Below are 17,815 nucleotides of genomic sequence, written 5' to 3' on the forward strand. Positions count from 1 at the left end.
GATCTTTATCGGGGCCCGCCAGGTGGGTCCGGTCCGGCCGGTCCGTGTGAAGGGCTCGCGTCCGAGGCCGGTGCCGGGTCCGACACCTGGGCGGCGGTGCCGGAGTCACCCGGTCCGGCGTCTTCGTCGCCGAGGGGGAGGTCGGCGGCATCGGTTTCGTATTGTTCGCGGTCGATCACGGTGACCAGCGCGGTCCGCAGCACCTTCCGTTCGCCGAAGGTGTAGCCACGCCGGAGCACGCCGTCCACCACGAGGTCGGTGCCGTGGCCCTGGTGACTGGCGGCCTCGTGCAGGGTGGGATCGAATCGGTCGCCTCGTTCGCCGAACGCGGCCACCCCCAGCCCGATCAGGGCTGCCCGAAGCTTCCGGTCCAGACCGTGCATCGGCTCGCGGGCGGTGTCGCCGTGTTCGCGGGCCCAGTCCAGGTCGTCGAGGATGCCCAGGAACCGGGCGGCGGCCGACGCTTTCGCGTTCTCGGCGGCCGCCGCACGATCCCGATCGACGCGGCGCCGGTAGTTGGCGTATTCGGCCTGCAGGCGTTGCAGATCGGCGGTCAGCTCCGCCACCGGGTCGGACTCGACCTGCCGGGACCCGGCTCCCGGTCCCCGTGCCGATGTCGCACCGTGGTCCGTGTGTGTGGACGAGGACGCGGGGGTATGTTCGCGGACCCTTCCGGTGACCGGGTCGATGCGGCGCCGGTCGGTGATCGCGATCGGTTCGCGGTGCGGCTGCCGCCCGTTGCCCTGCTCGGGCTGCCCGCGGGGCCGATCATCGTTTGCTCTTTTCATGGCCGTCCCTTCCGGGGTTCGTCCACCACCTCCGCGTCGACGACGTCTTCGGCGCCCTGCCCGTCACCGGAGGCTCCGGCGGCCGCACCGGTGCCGTCGCCGCCACCGGTTGCCGCGCCTTGTTGGGCGGTTTGGGCGGCGTAGATCGCCTCGCCGAGGGCCTGGGATTCGGTGCCCAGTTTCTCCACGGCAGTCTTGATCGCCGCGAGGTCGGTACCGGCCAACGCGTCCTGTACGTTCTTGATCGCCGACCGAACCTTGCCGGTGACGTCGGTGGGCACCTTGTCCTCGTTGTCCTTGATGAACTTCTCGGTCTGATACACCAGCGACTCGGCTTGATTGCGAGTCTCCGCCTCCTCCCGGCGGCGGCTGTCCTCGGCGGCGTGTGCCTCGGCGTCGCGGATCATCCGTTCGATGTCCTCCTTCGACACTGCCGAGCCTTCCTGGATCCGGATCCGGTTCTCCTTGCCGGTGCCCTTGTCCTTCGCGGTCACGTGCACGATGCCGTTGGCGTCGATGTCGAAGGTGACCTCGATCTGTGGCACGCCACGCGGGGCCGGGGCGATCCCGGTCAGTTCGAAGGAGCCGAGCAACTTGTTGTGCGAGGCGATCTCGCGCTCACCCTGGAACACCTGGATCTGCACCGACGGCTGGTTGTCGTCGGCCGTGGTGAAGGTCTCGGAACGCTTGGTCGGGATGGTGGTGTTGCGCTCGATGAGCTTGGTCATCACGCCACCCTTGGTTTCGATGCCGAGCGAGAGAGGGGTGACGTCGAGGAGCAGCACGTCCTTGACCTCACCGCCGAGGACACCGGCCTGCAGGGCGGCACCGACGGCGACGACCTCGTCCGGGTTGACACCCTTGTTCGGTTCCTTCCCGCCGGTCAGCTCGCGCACCAGATTCGTCACCGCGGGCATCCGGGTGGAACCACCGACAAGCACGACGTGGTCGATGTCTTTGACGGAAATTTTCGCGTCCTTGATCACCGATTGGAACGGGGCCCGGGTGCGGTCGAGGAGATCGGAGCTGATCCTCTCGAACTCGCTGCGCGAGAGTTGTTCATCGAGGAACAGCGGGTTCTTGTCAGCGTCGACGGTGATGTAGGGCAGGTTGATCGACGTGCTCTGCGACGAGGACAATTCGATCTTGGCCTTCTCCGCGGCCTCCCGGAGCCGCTGCATCGCCATCTTGTCCTTCGTCAGGTCGAATCCGGAGCTCGCCCTGAACTTCTCGGCCAGCCACTTCACGATCCGGTCGTCCCAGTCGTCACCACCGAGGTGGTTGTCGCCGGACGTGGCCCGGACTTCGACTACTCCCTCGCCGATTTCCAACAGGGAGACGTCGAAGGTGCCGCCACCGAGGTCGAAGACCAGGATTGTCTGTTCCTTCTCTCCCTTGTCGAGGCCGTAGGCCAGTGCGGCCGCGGTGGGCTCGTTGATGATCCGCAGGACATTGAGGCCGGCGATCTGGCCGGCTTCCTTCGTGGCCTGACGCTGGGCGTCGTTGAAGTAGGCGGGGACGGTGATCACCGCGTCGGTGATGTCCTCGCCGAGATAGGATTCGGCGTCCCGCTTGAGTTTCATCAATACCCGGGCGCTGATTTCCTGAGCGGTGTAGTTCTTGTCGTCGATCGCGACGTGCCAGTCGGTGCCGATCTCCCGTTTCACCGACCGCACTGTCCGATCGACGTTGGTGACGGCCTGGTTCTTGGCGGGCTGGCCGACCAGCACCTCACCGCTGCGCGCGAATGCCACCACCGACGGCGTGGTGCGTGAACCCTCCGAGTTGGCGACCACGACCGGATCGCCGCCCTCGAGGACACACACCACCGAGTTCGTGGTGCCGAGATCGATCCCGACCGCCCGTGCCATGACTCCCTCCTCACACCCGGGCGCACTCTCGGCGCACCCGCCGAAACCCTTCCGTTGACAGTTCAATTTTCTCTCCGTGCAGCGGCTACCGTCAAGAAAATATGACGCAATCACAGCACTTTTTCTCCTATGAATTCAGCGACTGGGGGAGTGCTCGTGGGGCGGCACTGAGTCAGCGGTCGCGCCGGTGAGGGGATGGCAGGCGGTGTGGGGAGGAAGTCGTCGGCCTCGGCAATTCGAACTGCGGCACGTGCCCGCAGTCCGGCAGGGTCACCGAGCGCACCTGCGGGCGGTGGCGGTGAGGTGGTAGTTCGAGTGCGACCCGGCCGCCGAGCGAGTGCCCGATCGCCGCGGCGGCGGGTGCGTCGACCACATCGAGGAAGGCGTGCAGCCAGGTGCGCCGAAATCTTTACGCCTCGAGCGGTGAAATCGCTACCGTGCCGCCACTTTCGCCGCGGCTCTGATACCGCAGCTCCGAGGCAGACGTGGTCAGTGAATCTTACGAACGTCCCACCGTGGCCGCCGATCCCGGCGTACGACAGCGATGAACCCATCCTACTCAGTCCGGCCACTTCTGATGAGATTTTCTCCTTGATTCGCGGTAGATCTGTGGGATAATGGAACCGTCCTGGCGGGCTCGGGTGGACGGGCCCGCACACCGCATGGTCGGGGGTGGTGACGATGACGGATGAAACTCTGGTCGCACTGAAGAACTACGAATACCTGATCCTCGAGCACGGCTGCGAGAATGTCAGCCTGGTCTGGCACACCGATTCGGTGGTGTTCGGCGAGGACGGGTGGGCAGACATCGACATGCTCACCAAGCCGGGGTTCACCCCGGCCACCGAATGCTTCGTCAGTCGCGAGGAGGACTGACAGTCCGGCGAGCGTGGCGCCGGGAAGCCACGGGTGGGAGTGCCACGGGTGGGTGGGCATCAGCGCGTCGGTGGGATGTGGCGGTTCCCGGTGTTCGAGGAACCGTCGGTGCCCGGTGCGCCACCGGCCTGGGCGGGGGCCCTGGTGGCGGTCGCCCAGGATCTGCGGTGCTGTCACCGCCGGGGGGCGGTGGGCTGGGACGAGGTGTGCTGGGAACTGGCGATGCACCATCAGGGGGTGATTCTCGCCTGGGATCCCGCCCCGCCGGGTATCGTCCGGCCCGGCGGTAAGCCCGACGAGATCGGCGCGAGCCGATGGGTCCTCGGCCGCGGCCTGGCTCCGCGGCTGCCGGCGGTCGAGGCGACGATGTGGGTGGCCAACACCGTGCAGGCGGCGTTGCTGCGGCAACTGAGGGTGCCGTGGCCCTGCCGCGACGAGGCCGCGGTGTGGGTGCCCCGGGTCCGGGACTCTCACCCGTCTTGGATCGATCCACACACCGGCCGCACCGTAGCGGCGATCGGCGCCCTCGCCGCGGAGAGCGCCGACACCCGCTGATGCCGGTGATGTTTGCGTGCCGCATCGGACTGACGGCCGACCCCACCCCACTACCGCCGAACGGGACACTGTCCACGGCTGCCCAGGCGGTCGACGACGACTGCCTGCGCACCGTCCTGGGGTCTCTGCCCGAGGGTTCCGCGTCACTGTTCGGCCGGCCCGAAACGGTATGAGCACCCACGACTGCCGGGGGCGCCGGATCACGACCTCCGGCGGGCTCACCTGAGCTGGGCGATGTTTGGGATCCGATCCAATCGGGCACGAACACACAAACCCGCTCCCAGACTTCGACGGAGGTGTCCTCGATGGCGGCCTTGCATAGTCACACCACCCATCCCAGCGGTACGGGAACGCGTACCCGCATTCTCGACACCGCCGAGGGAGTGCTGATCGGGATCCGCCGGATCGGGCCCGCGGACGCCTTCGACGAACTGGTCGGTGCGGCCCGCCGCTACGGGGTGTCCGTCTTCGCCCTCGCCGAGGCCCTGGTCGCGCTCGCGAGTGGAAACGAGGCGCCCGACCTCGCCGCCGCCCGCGCGGCTCGGACGGAATGGGGCGCACTCTTCGGGTCCTGAACCGGGACGCATCACTGTCGGGATACGCGCCGCCGGGTTTCGGTGATCGTGTCGGCGGATGCTCTACTGGTACCGCCGTCCGAGCTCGTTCGGGCACAGCGTGATTCGGGCGGGAGGGCCCATCAGCCGTGGTGACGGACAGGGCGCCCACTCCGGATGGCTGGCACCGTGCTCACCGCGACCGATTGGACACGTACCGGCGAGGACTCGCATGAGGTCGAGGTTCACTGCCGGGGTGCGAGTGCGGTAGGAGGAGCTGCCGATGTCGACGAAGTGTCGACGCGGTGTTGCTGTGGTGGCGCAGCGGGGACGGTGACCTCGCCGAGCTGATCACCGCCGCACGCTGTTGTCCGGCACCGGTTTCTGTGGTTGATGCCACCGAAACCGGCCCGCCCCGATCACGTGGACGCGGCCGAGGTGACCGAGGCCGCCGACCTCGTCGGACTGCACGGGACGTCCAGCATCGACGGGCACGACTGGCTCGGGACCCGGCTCACCCAGTCCAGCTCACCCGCCCAGCGGGTACGGTCGTCCTCGGCCCGCCGGCCTGCCCGGGTGGTGACGGGCATAAATCAACGGGCGGATTGGGCGCCGGGTCGCTCCGATTATCGTCCTGACCAGCGTCGGCGGGGTAGTTTCGACGTCACCGCAGACGGGTAAGTGTTTCGCGGTAAAGGAAGTGGTGTCACGATGAAGCGCGGCGCCGGCGCCGACGAAACCCCCGACGTCCATGCCTACGTGATCGCGGTCGCGCGGGCATTGAACGCCGACGCGATCCGCCGGTGGGACGCGGTCATCTTCGATGCCGTGGTCGTGCTGTCGAAACAATTCCGGTACTACAGCGGACGCAACGTCGTGATTGCCTGGAACCATCATTTCGGGTGGTCTCTGGGAATCGAGGGCCAGCGCACCGATCGTGTCCTGATCATCGGCGGGCTCGGGATCGGCCGCCGCCCGCCACCGGAGGGCATCGCCGACCGGGTCGACGAGCTCGTCGCGGACCTGCTGCACCTCGAATGCCGGGCCCCGGACACCTTTCCGGTCCCCACTCTCGTCCGCCGGGTCGACAGCGACACCGGACCCACCGATCGCCGGTCGTCCGGTTGGTGACGAGAACGTATCCGCTCGCCGGTGGCATGGTCCGGAAGGAAGAGGAGGCGGGGGTCATGGCCACGATTCCGCCGCCTCCCCGACCCGAGGCGGTACTGGCGCTCCAACGCGCCCTGGCCGCCCGTAGGGCCCGCGACGAGTGCGCAGGCATCCTTACCGCCTGGGAGCGATCCGGCAGCACCGCCGACCACGACGAGCTCCTCGAACGCGCCACCCGCGACCTCGACCAGACGGCAACAGAGGCCCCGCCCGGCGGGTTGGGCACACCAGGTGTGCTCGCGGATGCTATTCACCGCTTACGGTGCGAGTATTCTCGACCCTGTTCGTAGGGAAGCCTCATCCGACGACTTCCTGCTCGACACGGTCAACACGGGTCCGGATTCGAGGAACACAGCCCCGGCGTAATCCCCCGACGCCGGGGCCTCTCACTGCCGGACGCCAGTTCGTCGCAGGCACCTCGAGGCCGGGCGCGTGCAATCGGTTAACTGCCTGGCTGAAGCTCGCGGCTACCGCCTTGTTCAGGTGTCCTCAGTGGTGGTCGCCGCCGGCTCGTTCCCGGGCACTGCCGTCACCCAAGCGGGATCGACCCTGGGACGACGGGCGCCGACGCCGCCCGGTTCGGGTTTCCGGCGCCGGTGTTGCCTCACCGGCGGTGTCGTCCTCGGCAGTGGAGGCGCCTGGGTCCCGTTCGGCGCGTAGTTGCGCGTTGTCCGCTTCCAGTCGGAGGTTGTCGCGTTCGAGTTCACCGGTACGGATTTCGAGGTCGAGGACTCGGCCGATGCCGACGAGATTCACTCCGGCGTCGATGAGTTCGGCGATGCGTTTGAGCCGGGCCAGGTCGTAGTCGCTGTAGCGGCGGGTGCCCCCGCCGGTGCGGCCGGGAGTGATCAGCCCGTACTCCTCGTACAGGCGCAATGCCGCGACCCCGAACCCGGACAGCTCGGCGGCCACCGAGATGCCGTAAACCCCACGCACCGAGGGTGATTGGGTGTCCTTCCGTTCGGATTCTTCGGACATTTTTGCTCCGATCGGGAATTTTCTCGCACACTCTCTTGTCATAGTCTACGACAGATGCTATAACGAACCTACAGCATCTGCTGGAAGTTTACCTGATGGGATGAAAGGATTTCTGGAGGTAGGTGGACATGATGTTGATGCGCACGGATCCGTTCCGCGATCTCGACCGTCTGACGCAGCAGATCCTCGGCACCGCAGCCCGCCCGGCGGTGATGCCGATGGACGCCTGGCGCGAAGAGGACCGGTTCGTGGTGGAGTTCGATCTCCCCGGAGTCAACGTCGACTCGCTGGATCTGGACGTCGAGAAGAACACGCTGACGGTGCGCGCCGAACGGGTCGCACTGGACGAGGACCGGGAGATGGTCGCCGCCGAGCGTCCCCGCGGGGTGTTCAGCCGACAGCTGTTCCTCGGTGAGAATCTCGATGTCGACAAGATCGAGGCGAACTACGACGCCGGTGTGCTGCGGTTGACGATCCCGATCGCGGAGAAGGCCAAGCCCCGCAAGATCGAGATCGGCAGCAACGGTCATTCCGACAGGAAGGCCGTCAACGCCTGACCCCGAGGTGACCAGGTTTCGGGAGGGGGTGAAGACGATGACACAGGCGAATAGGGTCGCGGAGGTGACCGCCCCTGAGGATTGGGAGCGCTCAGCACGCGAGGTGGTACGGATGTGGCACGAACTCGAATACGCTCTGCTCGTAGCTGATTCGGACCGCATCCTCGCCGACGCGCTCACGCCGCAGGCCGTAGTCCTGCTCGCGCGGGTGGCGACCGCACCGCCCGGTCCGCCTCGCCCATCCCCTCCCGCTCCGGTGTGGTGGACGATCTCGGTTCCACCGGCCCCCGGGATCCGGGCCACGCAGCGCTCACCTCCGTGACGGAGGAAGCCCGGCCTCCTCTGTCGACAGTCGAGCACGAAAGGGGTGATGAACCAGACGGGTTCACCAGTTGCCGGGGGTTCGCCGCTACCGCTTCCTTCCCTGACATTCCTTCCCGCGGGGCGCGGCGAACCCCTCGAAGCGCACCGCCCGGCACCGCCGATCCACCGATCGAATTGTGACGGCGCCGACCGCGTCCGACCGCGATCGTGATTGGTATCGGATCGACTGGGGCGCAGAGCCATTGACTGGCAGATGGTAGTTCGTCGGCCGTCCGGGCGGGCAGTGCTCACCTTCAACCGTGACTAGCGGGGGCGGGCCCTACGTGCGGGTCGGGCCCGTCCCGTTCTGGTGGTTCCGGCACCGCGAGCCCGGAACCACCTTCTCGTGTGCAGCGCACGGAAGGGACGAGGTGATGGCCACCGAGCAGGATCCGTACCGGGTGCTGGGACTGCCGTCGTCGGCGTCCCAGGCCGAGATCGCCAGCGCCTACCGGCGGCTGCTGCGCGAACACCACCCCGACACTAGAGACTCCCATCTGTCCGCCGATCCGGCGTCGGACGAGCACCTCCAGCAGGTCCTGACCGCCTACGCCCTATTGCGCGACCCTGAACATCGTTCTACCCACGACCAGGTAGCAGCCGACGGTTCGACAGCCGAGGAGGCGGCGGCCGAACCCGAGAGTCGGCCCGGCCCGGCGCCGGGGGTTCGCTCCTCGCCCACCATCCCGGCCCGCATCCACGTCGTCATCGATGCACATCCGCCGCGGCGCCCACCCGCGACCGGGTTGTGGGTGGGGCCGGTCCGTCGGCACCGCTGACCTGTGCCCCTGCCGTCGGACTGTCCCCCTCGCTTCCGCCGATACGGCGGCGGGTCAGTTGCTGATACCAGGACCTCCTCCAGACCGATCCCGCGCCGCCCAGCCCCCATGCACGCGCGGTGCCCGACCAACGGACGGCGTCGTGCAGTGGATCCGGTGTTGCACTGCCGGTCCCGTCCTGGTGAGGCGTCGGTAACGGTAACCCGCGTCTCCTTACTCGACGAGATCGCCGCATCTCGGCGCAATCACGGGTCTCACCGGGTCGGAGCCCGATGAGGGTTTGCTGAACTTGCCGACGAGGTCACGGGCGACGCGATGGACCTTGGTGTTGGTGCGTTGGGAGATCGCGGTCAGTCGGGTGAAGGCCTCGTCGGCGCCGATTCCGTGCATCACCATCATCATCCCCTTGGCCTGGTCGATGTCCGCCCGAGAGGTCAGCGCCTCGGTGAGCTGCTCGACCTGCCGCTGCGCGCGCCGCCACCGGCGGGCATTGCCGATCGCAGCCGACGCGGCGGTCGTCAGCAGCTGCATCAACTTCTCGTCGAACGGATCGAACGCCACCGCGGTGCGGGCATAGACATTGAACGAACCCACCAACTCCCCGGGGCCCTCCCCGGGGGTGTCGATGATCAACGGCACCGACAGATACGCCCGGATCCCTGCCCTGCGCGCGGCAGCGGTGAATTCCGGCCACCGGTCCGCGTGTTCACCGACCACGGCGCGGACCGGCAGTCGCGACGCCGCGGCCTGTAGGCACGGACCCCGGTGCGCGGCGTACTGGTCGCCGTCGATGTCGGCGGCGTAGTCGTCGGTCAGCGCCACGGTGCGCGGGCCGGCGTCGTCGAGGTGAGTGACGCTGACCGCGTCCGCATAGGACACCGCGGTGACCGCGGTCACCGCCAGCCGCCCGAGCACGTCCTCGAGCGGTTCTTCTACGGCGGTCTGCTCACGCAGCACCGTGAGCGCATCGGTGACGGTCTCGAGGGCGCGCGCCGCCTCGGACAGGGACATCTGATCGGAGCTGGTCACGCTCATATCGCACCCCTCTTGCTGGGAGTAGGCCCGTGCAGGCACCATCCGGCGGGCCGTTGTTTGGTCAGTGCTGGTCCTCCTCGAAAGCTTTGTCCACGAATTCGTCACGATCCTCGTCGTCGTAGTCGACGGTGACGGATTGTTCGAGCCGGTCACCCTCGGGTGCATCCCATCCCGCCTCGCGTTCACCTGAGCGGAGCGCGTCATCGACGGTGGTTACCGGTTGTCTTTGTTCGAGCCTGTCGGCTTCCGGCGCACACCAGTCTTCGTCGGCATCCCGGTCGGCGGGATAGCTCGGGCCGATGGCGGGATCGACCGGGAGGTCTTGCTCGAGGCGATCAGCCTCCGGAATGCTGTGCAACGGATTGTCCACCACGCTCTCCCTCCTTTCCTACCCGCAGACAGGCACTGACGGCACCGAGGCGACAGCCGATGCCGACGAGGTTTGCCCTATGTCTGTTGAGTTCGGGGATGCGTCCGAATTGGGCCCGGTCGTAGTTGCTGTACCGGCGTGTTCCCCGACCCGCGGGTGCCCCTCGCAACGAGCGGGGTGATCGACCCGTACTGCTCGTCGATTCGTAGTACCGCGATCGCGGACACCTCGGCGGCCACCGGTACGACGTACTCGCCGCGACGGAACCGGGTCGAGGCGTCGGCCATATCCGCAGACATCGAAACCTCCGAATCTCGCCGGTCGACTTCACGGTCATTCTACGACGAACGCACGAATGAATCTATACCATTTGCAGAAGATAATGATCCCTTCGGGACTCGTGCAGAGCGGTTGGCCGGAGCTCGTGACGGTGTCGAGATCATCCTTGTTCTGCTGGCATGGGTCGCGGTGGCGGGCGGCCCAAAAGCGGCCTCCGCGCAGCCCGTCGAGAGTTCGGAGACTGTGCGGTAGAGACAGCGTCCTTACCCCTGATGCCGAGGGAACGGCCATCAATGTAGTTCCGAGGCATTCGATCCGATCGATGAGAAGCTGATGAAATCACGACCGTCGGCAGCGACGGCGACGATCAGTAATAGCCGCCGCTGGCACTGTGCGGCCGGGAGGGCCCGCCGCCCCGAGGCATGATTTCCGGGCAGACATCGATTCGGGCAAGGGGCATGCCGATGGGCATGCACCACGACATCAACGTCAAGGAGGCCCTACCCGCCTCGGGGTTCTCGCAGCGCACCCACTCCATCCGGCGCCGCGGGCGCTGGAATCGGCGACGCCTACCACTCAGCCCCTGATTCGTGATTATCGGTCGGCCCAAGCACAGACAGCCGACGAGGTGGCTACTGAGAGGCGCCGGCGAGGGGCGAGATACGATCTGCTCCCGAAGTGGGGTCGGGACGCATGGCAGGACTCCTTTCGTCAGTACACCGAAATCGGCTCCATCCCTGGACGACCCGGCAGCAAGCGCCGGTTGCAGTTGTTGCGGCACCTTCCGCCCTGGCATTGCGCCATGTTCGCAGCCCTCGCAGGCCATGATCGTTGTTCTCGCGGCGCTCGGGATACGAAAACTGTGCCGCTCGATCACAATGTGCAGGTACGCGGCACGTTGCTCATCGGATCCAGTCCCGCGGACCGGTGACTGATGGCGCTTGCCATCTCCGGGCCCATCGTCGAACGGCCGGCCTGGCGGGCGGTCGCAACGGGCTCACGTGCCGCCCCGCCCGTGCCCTGCGGTGTACCCCGGGCACGCACACGGGCAACGGCAGATCCGGGGCGTTCCAGTCAGAGGTTCGGCAGGGCTGCGGCAAGGAAGACGAGGCCGGCGGCGATTCCGAAAGCACCGGCGAAGATGCCGAGAAGCGCTTCGAGAGAATTGGACTCGTTCCCTTCGAGGCCGGGGTTCCGGTCGGCGGCGATTCCGGCAACGATGGCGCCGGCGCCGAGCAGGATGCCGAATCCGAACATCCAGAACGTCACGATCGACAGCGAGCCCAGCATGATCGAGAGGTCGCTGCAGTATTCACCGAGGGGACGAGGCGGCCTGGTCGGCTGAGGCGAGCGCGGCTGCCGGCCGGGGGGATCGGTGCGATATTCGGTCGTGGGGGCAGTCATAGTTCTCGGGTCCTCGGGAGCGTGCGGATGTAGTCAGATGTGCTGGTCCCGCAGCAGGTTCGGTCCAGCGGCGTGGAGTGCACCGCTGGACCGAACCGACTTGCGGGGTGGGCGGGTCAGGCTTCGACAGGGGTGCGGTCGAATTGCGCGGGTGCGGCGGTGCGGGTGATCTCGATGCGCCGCCTCTTCGCTCGCTCAGTGACCGGCAGAATTACGGTGAGGACGCCGTTGTCGTAGCTTGCCGAAATGCCGTCGACGTCGATGTTCTCACCGACCGACACCTGGCGACGATAGTGGCCGCTGAATCGCTCCGCCGACAACCACTGCACCCCGTCGTCCGTTCGACTCCGGTGGGCGGTCAGGGTCAGGATCCCGGCATCGACGCCGATGTCGATCGAGCCGGGATCGATCCCGGGCAGATCGGCGTGCAGGACGTAATGGTCGTCGACCTTGTACAGGTCCATCGGCATGAACCGTGGGCGACGGGTCGATCTGATTGGAGTGCCCAGCAATGTCTTGGTCATCGAGTCGATATCGGTGACGGGATCGAGACGCAGCACAGCAACACACCTCCCATGTTCAGTCTTTGGGCCCGCCACCTCGGCGAAGCCTCCTTTACTGTGCGGGGAAAATTTAGCACTCGATGACTCCGAGTGCCAGATCGGTTGGATGGTATGTCGCGCTGTTCCGCTCAGTCACATCTCCGCTATCTGCACCGGACAAGCGAGGAGGCGCAGTCGCTGGACTGATCTTCGTTCCGAGTGACGTCCTTCGCCGGGCAACCGGAATTTCCTCGCACGTGTCGGCGCCGGCCTGTAGGCCATGCAGGCGTTGATGGAGGCCGACGTGACGGCGTTGGCCGGACCGAAATGCAAGCACGATCACGCTCGGACCGCGGTCCGTCACGGCCGCGAACGTGGGTCGGTCCGGGGAGCTGGTGATCGGCTCGTACGAGCTGTTCACCTCGATCGAGATCCTGGGCAAGCGGCGAGGGAACTCGACCGCACCGAACCTCGCCCGGACGCTGTGCTCGACGAACGCCATCGAGTCTTTGACCTCGGTGTGCCGCGAGCACGCCGCCAACGTCAAGCGGTGCCGGGACAGGCAGATGGCGCTGCGTTGGTGCGCCGCGCTCGAGCGCGAGTTCCCCGAATCCGTCGGACCCGTCGTGCACAACGAAGACGTGAACGCAGCCTGATGCTCACCGGGCCGCCACCGAAGTTCCACGGAGCTCGGGACATCCTCGGAAAATGGATGGCAGCGAAGCGGATTGGGTATCTAGCGATTCCGTGTGTCGGGTGTTTGGCTTATTTGGAGTCTCCCCCGAAGCACATAACACGCTGATCCAGCCCGATATCAAACACTCGGCGCACCCCGCCTTCCCACGTTGGCCGTGGTGATGCGTGCGGAGGAATGGCCCTCGTGAAATTCGTCGAGGGTGGTGGTGTTGCAGGACATGTACAAGGTGTCCAGGCTGTTTCCCCCGAACGTGCAGGATACGGCCCACGCGCCGGGAACTGGTACTTTGTCGGTGATTTCGCCGCCTTCGATGACGCGGTAGAATCCGCTGTCTTCCGCGAGAGTAAGCGCGTTGCCAAACCAGACTCCGCCGTCGGTGTCCAAGGCGATGTCGTCGGGATGCAGCGACTCATCGAGTTGAGCCCACACGCGCTGGTTGGCGAGCGAACCGTCGTCGACGATGTCGAATGCTGTGATGCGATGGTTCCAGGTCTCGGCGAGGAGCAGGACGGAGTCTGGCGTGATGGCCATTCCGTTCGGGAACAGGACGTCACCACCGACAGACTCGACAATGCCGGTGGGATCGACATGGACCAGGTGGGTAGGCCGGGGATCTTCTGCGCCTAGAGCAAATCCAAAGTTGCCAACATATGCGTGTCCGCTGTTGGTGACTATCATGTCGTTGCCGATTCCACCTGCGTAGCTGCTGAAGTCCGCGTAGAGGCTGTCGGACCCGCCTGTGGTGAGGCGGCGGATAGTGGCGTCGGCTTGCGAGACCACGAGGATTGATCCGTCGTCGAGGAACCCGAGGCCGGAGGGAGCTCCTGCGATCTCGGCGATCGTTTCGAAGGATGAGCCGTCGGATGCGAGCCGTTTTACGGACTTGGTGAAGAAGTCGCTGGCCCAGAGGTGTCCGTCGTGCCACCGCAATCCCTCGAGGAACTTGTGGTCCTTGGAGAAGATGACCGATTCGTGTTCTTTCATGACGTGCTCCATTCCGCGGCGGCACAGTGCCAGCGCATTGGTTTCGGTGTCTTACCGGGTGGAGGAAAGGGACTCTTGGGGGATGTCGTGTTGCGGGAGACCGGTCAGGGTAGGCTCCCTTGCTTCGTTTGGTGCGCGGCCATGTCGCGCAGCTTGAATTTCTGGATCTTTCCACTGGCGGTTCTGGGCATGGCGTCGATCAGGATCATGCTTTCGGGCAGTTTCTGTTTGGCGACCTTGCGCTCCTGAAGCCAGCTGGCGATGTCGTCGAGGCTCAGCGTCGCGTGGGGTTCGGGCACCACGACGGCGCACACTCGTTCGCCGAGTACGGGGTCGGGGGATCCGATGACGGCGACTTCGGAGATCTTAGGGTGAGTGAACAGGTGATCCTCAACTTCTCTGGCACTGAAATTTTCCCCGCCGCGGATGATGATGTCCTTCTTGCGTCCGGTGATCTCCAGGTACCCCTCAGGGTCGAGTCTTCCGAGGTCGCCGGTTCGGAACCAACCATCGTCGGTGAAAGACTCGTCGTTCAGTGAGGAGTCCAGGTAGCCGATGAACATCTCGGGACCGCGGAGGAGTACTTCACCGACCTGGCCGACGATATCGGCATCGTTGCCGTCAACGACCCGCAGTTGTGCTTGGCTGATCGCTCGCCCGTCGGTGCGCGCTCGCTTCGGTGCCGGGTCAGTGACGTTGCTGCTGGAGGCGGTCGGGTATTCCGTGGAGCCGTAAACTCGCGCGACCATACAGTCGAGAGAATTTGTGGCTGCGGTGATCAGGTCCGGAGGTACGTCCGCACCGCCACACAAGAAATTCTTCATCGATGACACGTCGTGGGTGTCCAACGATGGGTGATGGGCCAAGCCGTGCAGGAATGGCGTCGCCGCTACAGTTGTGGTGCAGTGGCGCTGCTCAATCAGTGCAAGACCAGCCGATGGGTCCCACACGTCGAGTAGGGCCACACCACTTCGCAACATCGGCGGGAGCTGAATGCCGTACAGGATGCCGGTGATGTGTCCGACCGGTGACGGCATGAAGACGACGTCGGAGTCGGTGAGATCGAGCAGTTCGATGATGCTGCGATTCTCGTAGTCGAGCGTGTTGTGGGTGTGCATTGCGCCTTTCGGCGCTGACGTTGTACCAGACGTATAGAGCAGAAGGACGAGATCGTTGGCATCGCGATCGACCGGTGCGGGCTGTGTGTCCTGGAAGCCGTCGATGAACGCGTCGAACGAGACCTCGCCTGGTCTTGTCGCGGGGGCGCCGACGACGACGGTCGACTGCAACTCGCTGAGATCGGCCGAGAGCTCGGCGAACATGTCAGCGTAGTCGAAGCCGCGGAAAGTGGACGGGACGAACGCGATCTTCGAGCCTGCTTGCTGCAGAATGAATTTTGTTTCCGAGTGGCGATAGATCGGGATGATCGGGTTGCTGACAGCGCCGATCCGGATGGCGGCCAGATGGATCGCACACGCCTCCACCCAGTTCGGCAGCTGCCAGGACACCACGTCGCCGCGACCGATGCCGTGGTGCTGTAATGCTGCGGCCAGCGCGTCGACCACGCGGTTCAGCGCGGTGAAGGTCCAGTTGCGGCCACGGTCGGTCACTGCGATGCGCGTGGGTGCCTCGCGGGCCGCGCTACTCAGGTAGTCGTCGATGAGGTTTCCCTGCCACGCACCCGAGTCAGTGAACTCGCGGATCAGCTCCGGTGTCAGACGTGTCGTTGCCATGAAGCTTCAGCTCCTCATTGTGGTCGGTGTCGCTGGCTGCAGCGCTATCGACCCGATAAGTTCCGCCAGTTCGGTTGTGTCGCCGTACCATGCCCGGAGCGCGAGGACGCGTTTGTAATACCAGTGGATGTCGGCCTCGGCCGTGAAGCCGATGCCGCCGTGGACCTGGATGGCGTCTTCGCAGACGCTGACACCGACCGTGGCCGCGTACGCCTTGAGTGCGGCACAGTCCAGTTCCGCACCGAGTGCGTCATCCTCCGCAAGGCGCTCCATCGTCGCCTCGCACATATTGGTGAGTGCGGCAGCACGTGTGTGCATGTCGGCGAGAATGTGCTTGATGGCCTGAAACGAGCCGATCGGGCGACCGAACTGTTCTCGCTGCAGGGCATATGTGAGGGAGAGTTCTACGCAGCGGTTCGCGATACCGCTCAGCTCGCAGGCGATCAAGGCCTGACTCCAGAGCCGGATCTGACGCAGAAGGTTGGGAACTGTTGATTGATCGGTCACCGGAATCCCGATAACTCCGTCGAGGGTCACGCGCGCGAAGCTTGCCAGGGGATCGGAACTCTCGACTGGCTCGATCCCTACTCCGGGCGCTCCCGCCTCGACGAGCCACAGTTCGGGGCGGTCGTGGTTGTGGGCAACGACTACCAGCACGCTCGCATCGGGGGCGAATCGAACGACGTCGAACCTGCCGCAGAGGCTCGCGCCGTCGGTCGTTATCGACCCGAGCTGTTCACGCCAATGCACGCTCACTCCGGGATCGGCAATGGCCAGGACCGCTCCATTTTCGATGGCGTTGCTGAGTAGTTTCTGGCCCTCCTCGGGCATCGCGGCGTACAGCAGGGCAGGGATCAGCGAGTTCTCGAGCATGGGCCCGGCGACGAGGTGGCGTCCGTACTGGGTGAACAGGGGGCCGAGTGTCGCCAGCGACATGCCAAGCCCGCCTTGCTCTTCGGTCAGCGCGACAGCGAACACGCCCAGCTCTGCAAACGATGCCGCCAGCGCGGAACTGGAGTCGTGGGTACTGAGCAGTTGTCGCCTGACGTCGTCACTGTAATTGCGGCGAAGAAACTCGTCGACCGTGTCGGCGAAGGTATCTGTGCTGTTAGCCACGGGGGAGTCCTAGAAGTCGTTCGGCGATGATATTTTTCTGGATCTGGGATGTGCCGCCGTAGATCGAGGTCGCTCGGGAGTAGAGGTGATCGTGTACCCAACGGGCCGAGTCAAGCCCGAACGGGCGAGAACCAGGGACAGAGCGGAATGGTCCGAGGAGTTCGACGAGCGCGGCGAATACGGTTTGTTCGACATTGTTCAGCAGGAGTTTGTCGACGGAGTCCTCGGCTGTAGGGACTTCTCCGGACTCGAGCCTGGCAACGGTTTTGCGGGTCTGCGCCCCCAGCACTTTCAGCGCGATCTGCGCCTCGCCGACCGCATGTCGTACCCGTCGACCGGCTGGTGTGTCTGCCCGCGGGACGCCACCTGCGCGGAGTTGGGCCAGTGCATCCTCGAACGCGACTTCGTAGTCGACGCGTCGCCGGACGGTGTAGGCGGCACGTTCGATACCGAGTGTATGGGTGGCCACCGCCCACCCATTGTTCAGTTCGCCGACGAGGTTGCGTTGCGGGACCCTGACCTGGTCGAAGAACACTTCACAGAACTCTCGGTCGCCGGTCATCTGCTCGAGAGGGTGAGCGGTGACACCCGGAGTGTTCATGTCCACGAGCACATAGCTGATCCCGGCGTTCTGGTGGACCTCTGGGTCGGTGCGGACCAACAAGGCGCACCACTGTGCCTTGTGCGCCCAACTAGTCCAGACTTTCTGGCCTGAGATGACGAAGTCCTCGCCATCGGCTACCGCGCGGGTGCGCAGGGATGCAAGGTCTGAGCCGGCGTCAGGCTCCGAGAACCCCTGGCACCAGATGTGCTCACCGGACAACAGCTTCGGAAGCAACTCCTCGCGTTGCCACGGCTGACCGTAATGGTCGATGGATGGTCCGACGACATCCAGACCGATGAGGCCGATCGGCATTGGCGCACGCGCACGTGCGAGTTCCTCGGCAAACACCAGTTGGTGCATCGGTGTGAGGCCCTGTCCACCTGCCGCACAGCTCCAGTCGATGCCCACCCAGCCATTCTCGAACAGAGTGCGCTGCCACTCCCGCAGGACCAAGAACCGCTCGTCCAGATTTAGCGGTACGTCGGGAATATCCGCGTGAGACAGCCACTCTCGCGCCTGTTCGCGGTAGTCCGCCAGATCGATGACCTTCGACACCCAGC

The 17,815-nt window shown here is 65.4% G+C and carries 24 protein-coding genes and 1 pseudogene; 13 read left to right on the forward strand and 12 right to left on the reverse strand.

Going from position 1 to position 17,815, the window contains the following annotated elements; genetic code table 11:
* Positions 1 to 5: 5 nt before the first annotated feature.
* Both grpE and dnaK read right to left on the reverse strand, forming a co-directional pair.
* Positions 6 to 788, reverse strand: coding sequence for a nucleotide exchange factor GrpE (gene grpE / locus H0B43_RS19490; protein WP_185726437.1), 783 nt, complete (start codon positions 786 to 788; stop codon positions 6 to 8).
* The gene (gene dnaK / locus H0B43_RS19495; protein WP_185726436.1) at positions 785 to 2,659 is read right to left on the reverse strand and encodes a molecular chaperone DnaK; all 1,875 of its coding nucleotides are present in this window, start codon (positions 2,657 to 2,659) and stop codon (positions 785 to 787) included. The genes grpE and dnaK overlap by 4 nt, the downstream gene beginning before the upstream one ends.
* Before the next feature lie 681 nt (positions 2,660 to 3,340).
* Between dnaK and H0B43_RS19500 the strand changes: the two genes are divergently transcribed.
* From H0B43_RS19500 to H0B43_RS19530, 7 genes are all read left to right on the forward strand, one after another.
* The gene (locus H0B43_RS19500) at positions 3,341 to 3,535 is read left to right on the forward strand and encodes a hypothetical protein (RefSeq protein WP_185726435.1); all 195 of its coding nucleotides are present in this window, start codon (positions 3,341 to 3,343) and stop codon (positions 3,533 to 3,535) included.
* A gap of 48 nt (positions 3,536 to 3,583) precedes the next feature.
* Complete coding sequence (locus H0B43_RS19505) at positions 3,584 to 4,090, forward strand: hypothetical protein (protein WP_185726434.1); 507 nt, start codon at positions 3,584 to 3,586, stop codon at positions 4,088 to 4,090.
* Positions 4,090 to 4,263, forward strand: coding sequence for a hypothetical protein (locus H0B43_RS41625; protein ID WP_252189758.1), 174 nt, complete (start codon positions 4,090 to 4,092; stop codon positions 4,261 to 4,263). Before H0B43_RS19505 ends, H0B43_RS41625 begins: the two co-directional genes overlap by 1 nt.
* A gap of 132 nt (positions 4,264 to 4,395) precedes the next feature.
* Entirely contained in the window at positions 4,396 to 4,665 is a 270-nt protein-coding gene (locus tag H0B43_RS19515) for an ANTAR domain-containing protein (protein WP_185726433.1), read from the forward strand.
* 372 nt (positions 4,666 to 5,037) lie between these two features.
* Complete coding sequence (locus tag H0B43_RS19520; RefSeq protein ID WP_252189757.1) at positions 5,038 to 5,325, forward strand: DUF3052 family protein; 288 nt, start codon at positions 5,038 to 5,040, stop codon at positions 5,323 to 5,325.
* A gap of 30 nt (positions 5,326 to 5,355) precedes the next feature.
* Positions 5,356 to 5,775 carry a DUF6292 family protein gene (locus H0B43_RS19525; RefSeq protein WP_185726432.1) on the forward strand — a complete coding sequence of 140 codons (420 nt, stop codon included), beginning with the start codon at positions 5,356 to 5,358 and terminating at the stop codon, positions 5,773 to 5,775.
* 56 nt (positions 5,776 to 5,831) lie between these two features.
* Complete coding sequence (locus tag H0B43_RS19530; RefSeq protein ID WP_185726431.1) at positions 5,832 to 6,104, forward strand: hypothetical protein; 273 nt, start codon at positions 5,832 to 5,834, stop codon at positions 6,102 to 6,104.
* Between the two features lie 199 nt (positions 6,105 to 6,303).
* On the opposite strand, the gene H0B43_RS19535 is transcribed toward H0B43_RS19530, so the two are convergent.
* Positions 6,304 to 6,792 carry a MerR family transcriptional regulator gene (locus H0B43_RS19535; RefSeq protein WP_185726430.1) on the reverse strand — a complete coding sequence of 163 codons (489 nt, stop codon included), beginning with the start codon at positions 6,790 to 6,792 and terminating at the stop codon, positions 6,304 to 6,306.
* Positions 6,793 to 6,923: 131 nt separating this feature from the next.
* Between H0B43_RS19535 and H0B43_RS19540 the strand changes: the two genes are divergently transcribed.
* The 3 genes from H0B43_RS19540 to H0B43_RS19550 all read left to right on the forward strand — a co-directional run bounded on the left by H0B43_RS19540 (position 6,924) and on the right by H0B43_RS19550 (position 8,491).
* On the forward strand, positions 6,924 to 7,349 hold the full coding sequence (locus H0B43_RS19540) for an Hsp20/alpha crystallin family protein (protein WP_185729889.1): 426 nt from the start codon (positions 6,924 to 6,926) through the stop codon (positions 7,347 to 7,349).
* Positions 7,350 to 7,386: 37 nt separating this feature from the next.
* The gene (locus H0B43_RS19545; protein WP_185726429.1) at positions 7,387 to 7,671 is read left to right on the forward strand and encodes a hypothetical protein; all 285 of its coding nucleotides are present in this window, start codon (positions 7,387 to 7,389) and stop codon (positions 7,669 to 7,671) included.
* 301 nt (positions 7,672 to 7,972) lie between these two features.
* Entirely contained in the window at positions 7,973 to 8,491 is a 519-nt protein-coding gene (locus H0B43_RS19550) for a J domain-containing protein (protein WP_312033699.1), read from the forward strand.
* Between the two features lie 213 nt (positions 8,492 to 8,704).
* Here H0B43_RS19550 and H0B43_RS19555 read toward each other — a convergent pair whose 3' ends face one another.
* From H0B43_RS19555 to H0B43_RS19565, 3 genes are all read right to left on the reverse strand, one after another.
* Positions 8,705 to 9,526 (reverse strand): GAF and ANTAR domain-containing protein, encoded by an 822-nt coding sequence (locus tag H0B43_RS19555; RefSeq protein ID WP_185726428.1) that lies wholly within the window; start codon positions 9,524 to 9,526, stop codon positions 8,705 to 8,707.
* A 61-nt stretch (positions 9,527 to 9,587) separates the two neighbouring features.
* Positions 9,588 to 9,899 carry a hypothetical protein gene (locus H0B43_RS19560; protein WP_312033698.1) on the reverse strand — a complete coding sequence of 104 codons (312 nt, stop codon included), beginning with the start codon at positions 9,897 to 9,899 and terminating at the stop codon, positions 9,588 to 9,590.
* Positions 9,900 to 9,973: 74 nt separating this feature from the next.
* Positions 9,974 to 10,195 carry a hypothetical protein gene (locus H0B43_RS19565; protein ID WP_185950074.1) on the reverse strand — a complete coding sequence of 74 codons (222 nt, stop codon included), beginning with the start codon at positions 10,193 to 10,195 and terminating at the stop codon, positions 9,974 to 9,976.
* A gap of 444 nt (positions 10,196 to 10,639) precedes the next feature.
* Between H0B43_RS19565 and H0B43_RS42545 the strand changes: the two genes are divergently transcribed.
* Positions 10,640 to 10,762, forward strand: coding sequence for a hypothetical protein (locus H0B43_RS42545; protein WP_282555434.1), 123 nt, complete (start codon positions 10,640 to 10,642; stop codon positions 10,760 to 10,762).
* Between the two features lie 487 nt (positions 10,763 to 11,249).
* On the opposite strand, the gene H0B43_RS19570 is transcribed toward H0B43_RS42545, so the two are convergent.
* Positions 11,250 to 11,579, reverse strand: coding sequence for a hypothetical protein (locus H0B43_RS19570; protein ID WP_185726427.1), 330 nt, complete (start codon positions 11,577 to 11,579; stop codon positions 11,250 to 11,252).
* 116 nt (positions 11,580 to 11,695) lie between these two features.
* Positions 11,696 to 12,139: an Hsp20/alpha crystallin family protein gene (locus H0B43_RS19575; protein WP_185726426.1), complete on the reverse strand. Its 444-nt coding sequence runs from the start codon at positions 12,137 to 12,139 to the stop codon at positions 11,696 to 11,698.
* A gap of 241 nt (positions 12,140 to 12,380) precedes the next feature.
* Between H0B43_RS19575 and H0B43_RS43175 the strand changes: the two are divergent.
* Together H0B43_RS43175 and H0B43_RS19580 are read left to right on the forward strand one after the other, a co-directional pair.
* Positions 12,381 to 12,527, forward strand: a pseudogene (locus H0B43_RS43175) (IS256 family transposase); the annotation flags it as partial.
* Positions 12,496 to 12,777, forward strand: a complete 282-nt coding sequence (locus H0B43_RS19580; RefSeq protein WP_397517542.1) for a hypothetical protein — start codon at positions 12,496 to 12,498, stop codon at positions 12,775 to 12,777. The pseudogene H0B43_RS43175 and the gene H0B43_RS19580, both read left to right, overlap by 32 nt.
* Before the next feature lie 158 nt (positions 12,778 to 12,935).
* On the opposite strand, the gene H0B43_RS19585 is transcribed toward H0B43_RS19580, so the two are convergent.
* The 4 genes from H0B43_RS19585 to H0B43_RS19600 all read right to left on the reverse strand — a co-directional run bounded on the left by H0B43_RS19585 (position 12,936) and on the right by H0B43_RS19600 (position 17,810).
* Entirely contained in the window at positions 12,936 to 13,802 is an 867-nt protein-coding gene (locus H0B43_RS19585; protein WP_185726425.1) for an SMP-30/gluconolactonase/LRE family protein, read from the reverse strand.
* Between the two features lie 104 nt (positions 13,803 to 13,906).
* Positions 13,907 to 15,535 carry an AMP-binding protein gene (locus H0B43_RS19590; RefSeq protein ID WP_185726424.1) on the reverse strand — a complete coding sequence of 543 codons (1,629 nt, stop codon included), beginning with the start codon at positions 15,533 to 15,535 and terminating at the stop codon, positions 13,907 to 13,909.
* Between the two features lie 6 nt (positions 15,536 to 15,541).
* Positions 15,542 to 16,651 (reverse strand): acyl-CoA dehydrogenase family protein, encoded by a 1,110-nt coding sequence (locus tag H0B43_RS19595; protein ID WP_185726423.1) that lies wholly within the window; start codon positions 16,649 to 16,651, stop codon positions 15,542 to 15,544.
* Positions 16,644 to 17,810, reverse strand: coding sequence for an acyl-CoA dehydrogenase family protein (locus H0B43_RS19600; RefSeq protein WP_312033697.1), 1,167 nt, complete (start codon positions 17,808 to 17,810; stop codon positions 16,644 to 16,646). The genes H0B43_RS19595 and H0B43_RS19600 overlap by 8 nt, the downstream gene beginning before the upstream one ends.
* Positions 17,811 to 17,815 lie beyond the last annotated feature (5 nt).

Source organism: Rhodococcus sp. 4CII, assembly GCF_014256275.1.
GTDB classification, from domain to species: domain Bacteria; phylum Actinomycetota; class Actinomycetes; order Mycobacteriales; family Mycobacteriaceae; genus Rhodococcus_F; species Rhodococcus_F wratislaviensis_A.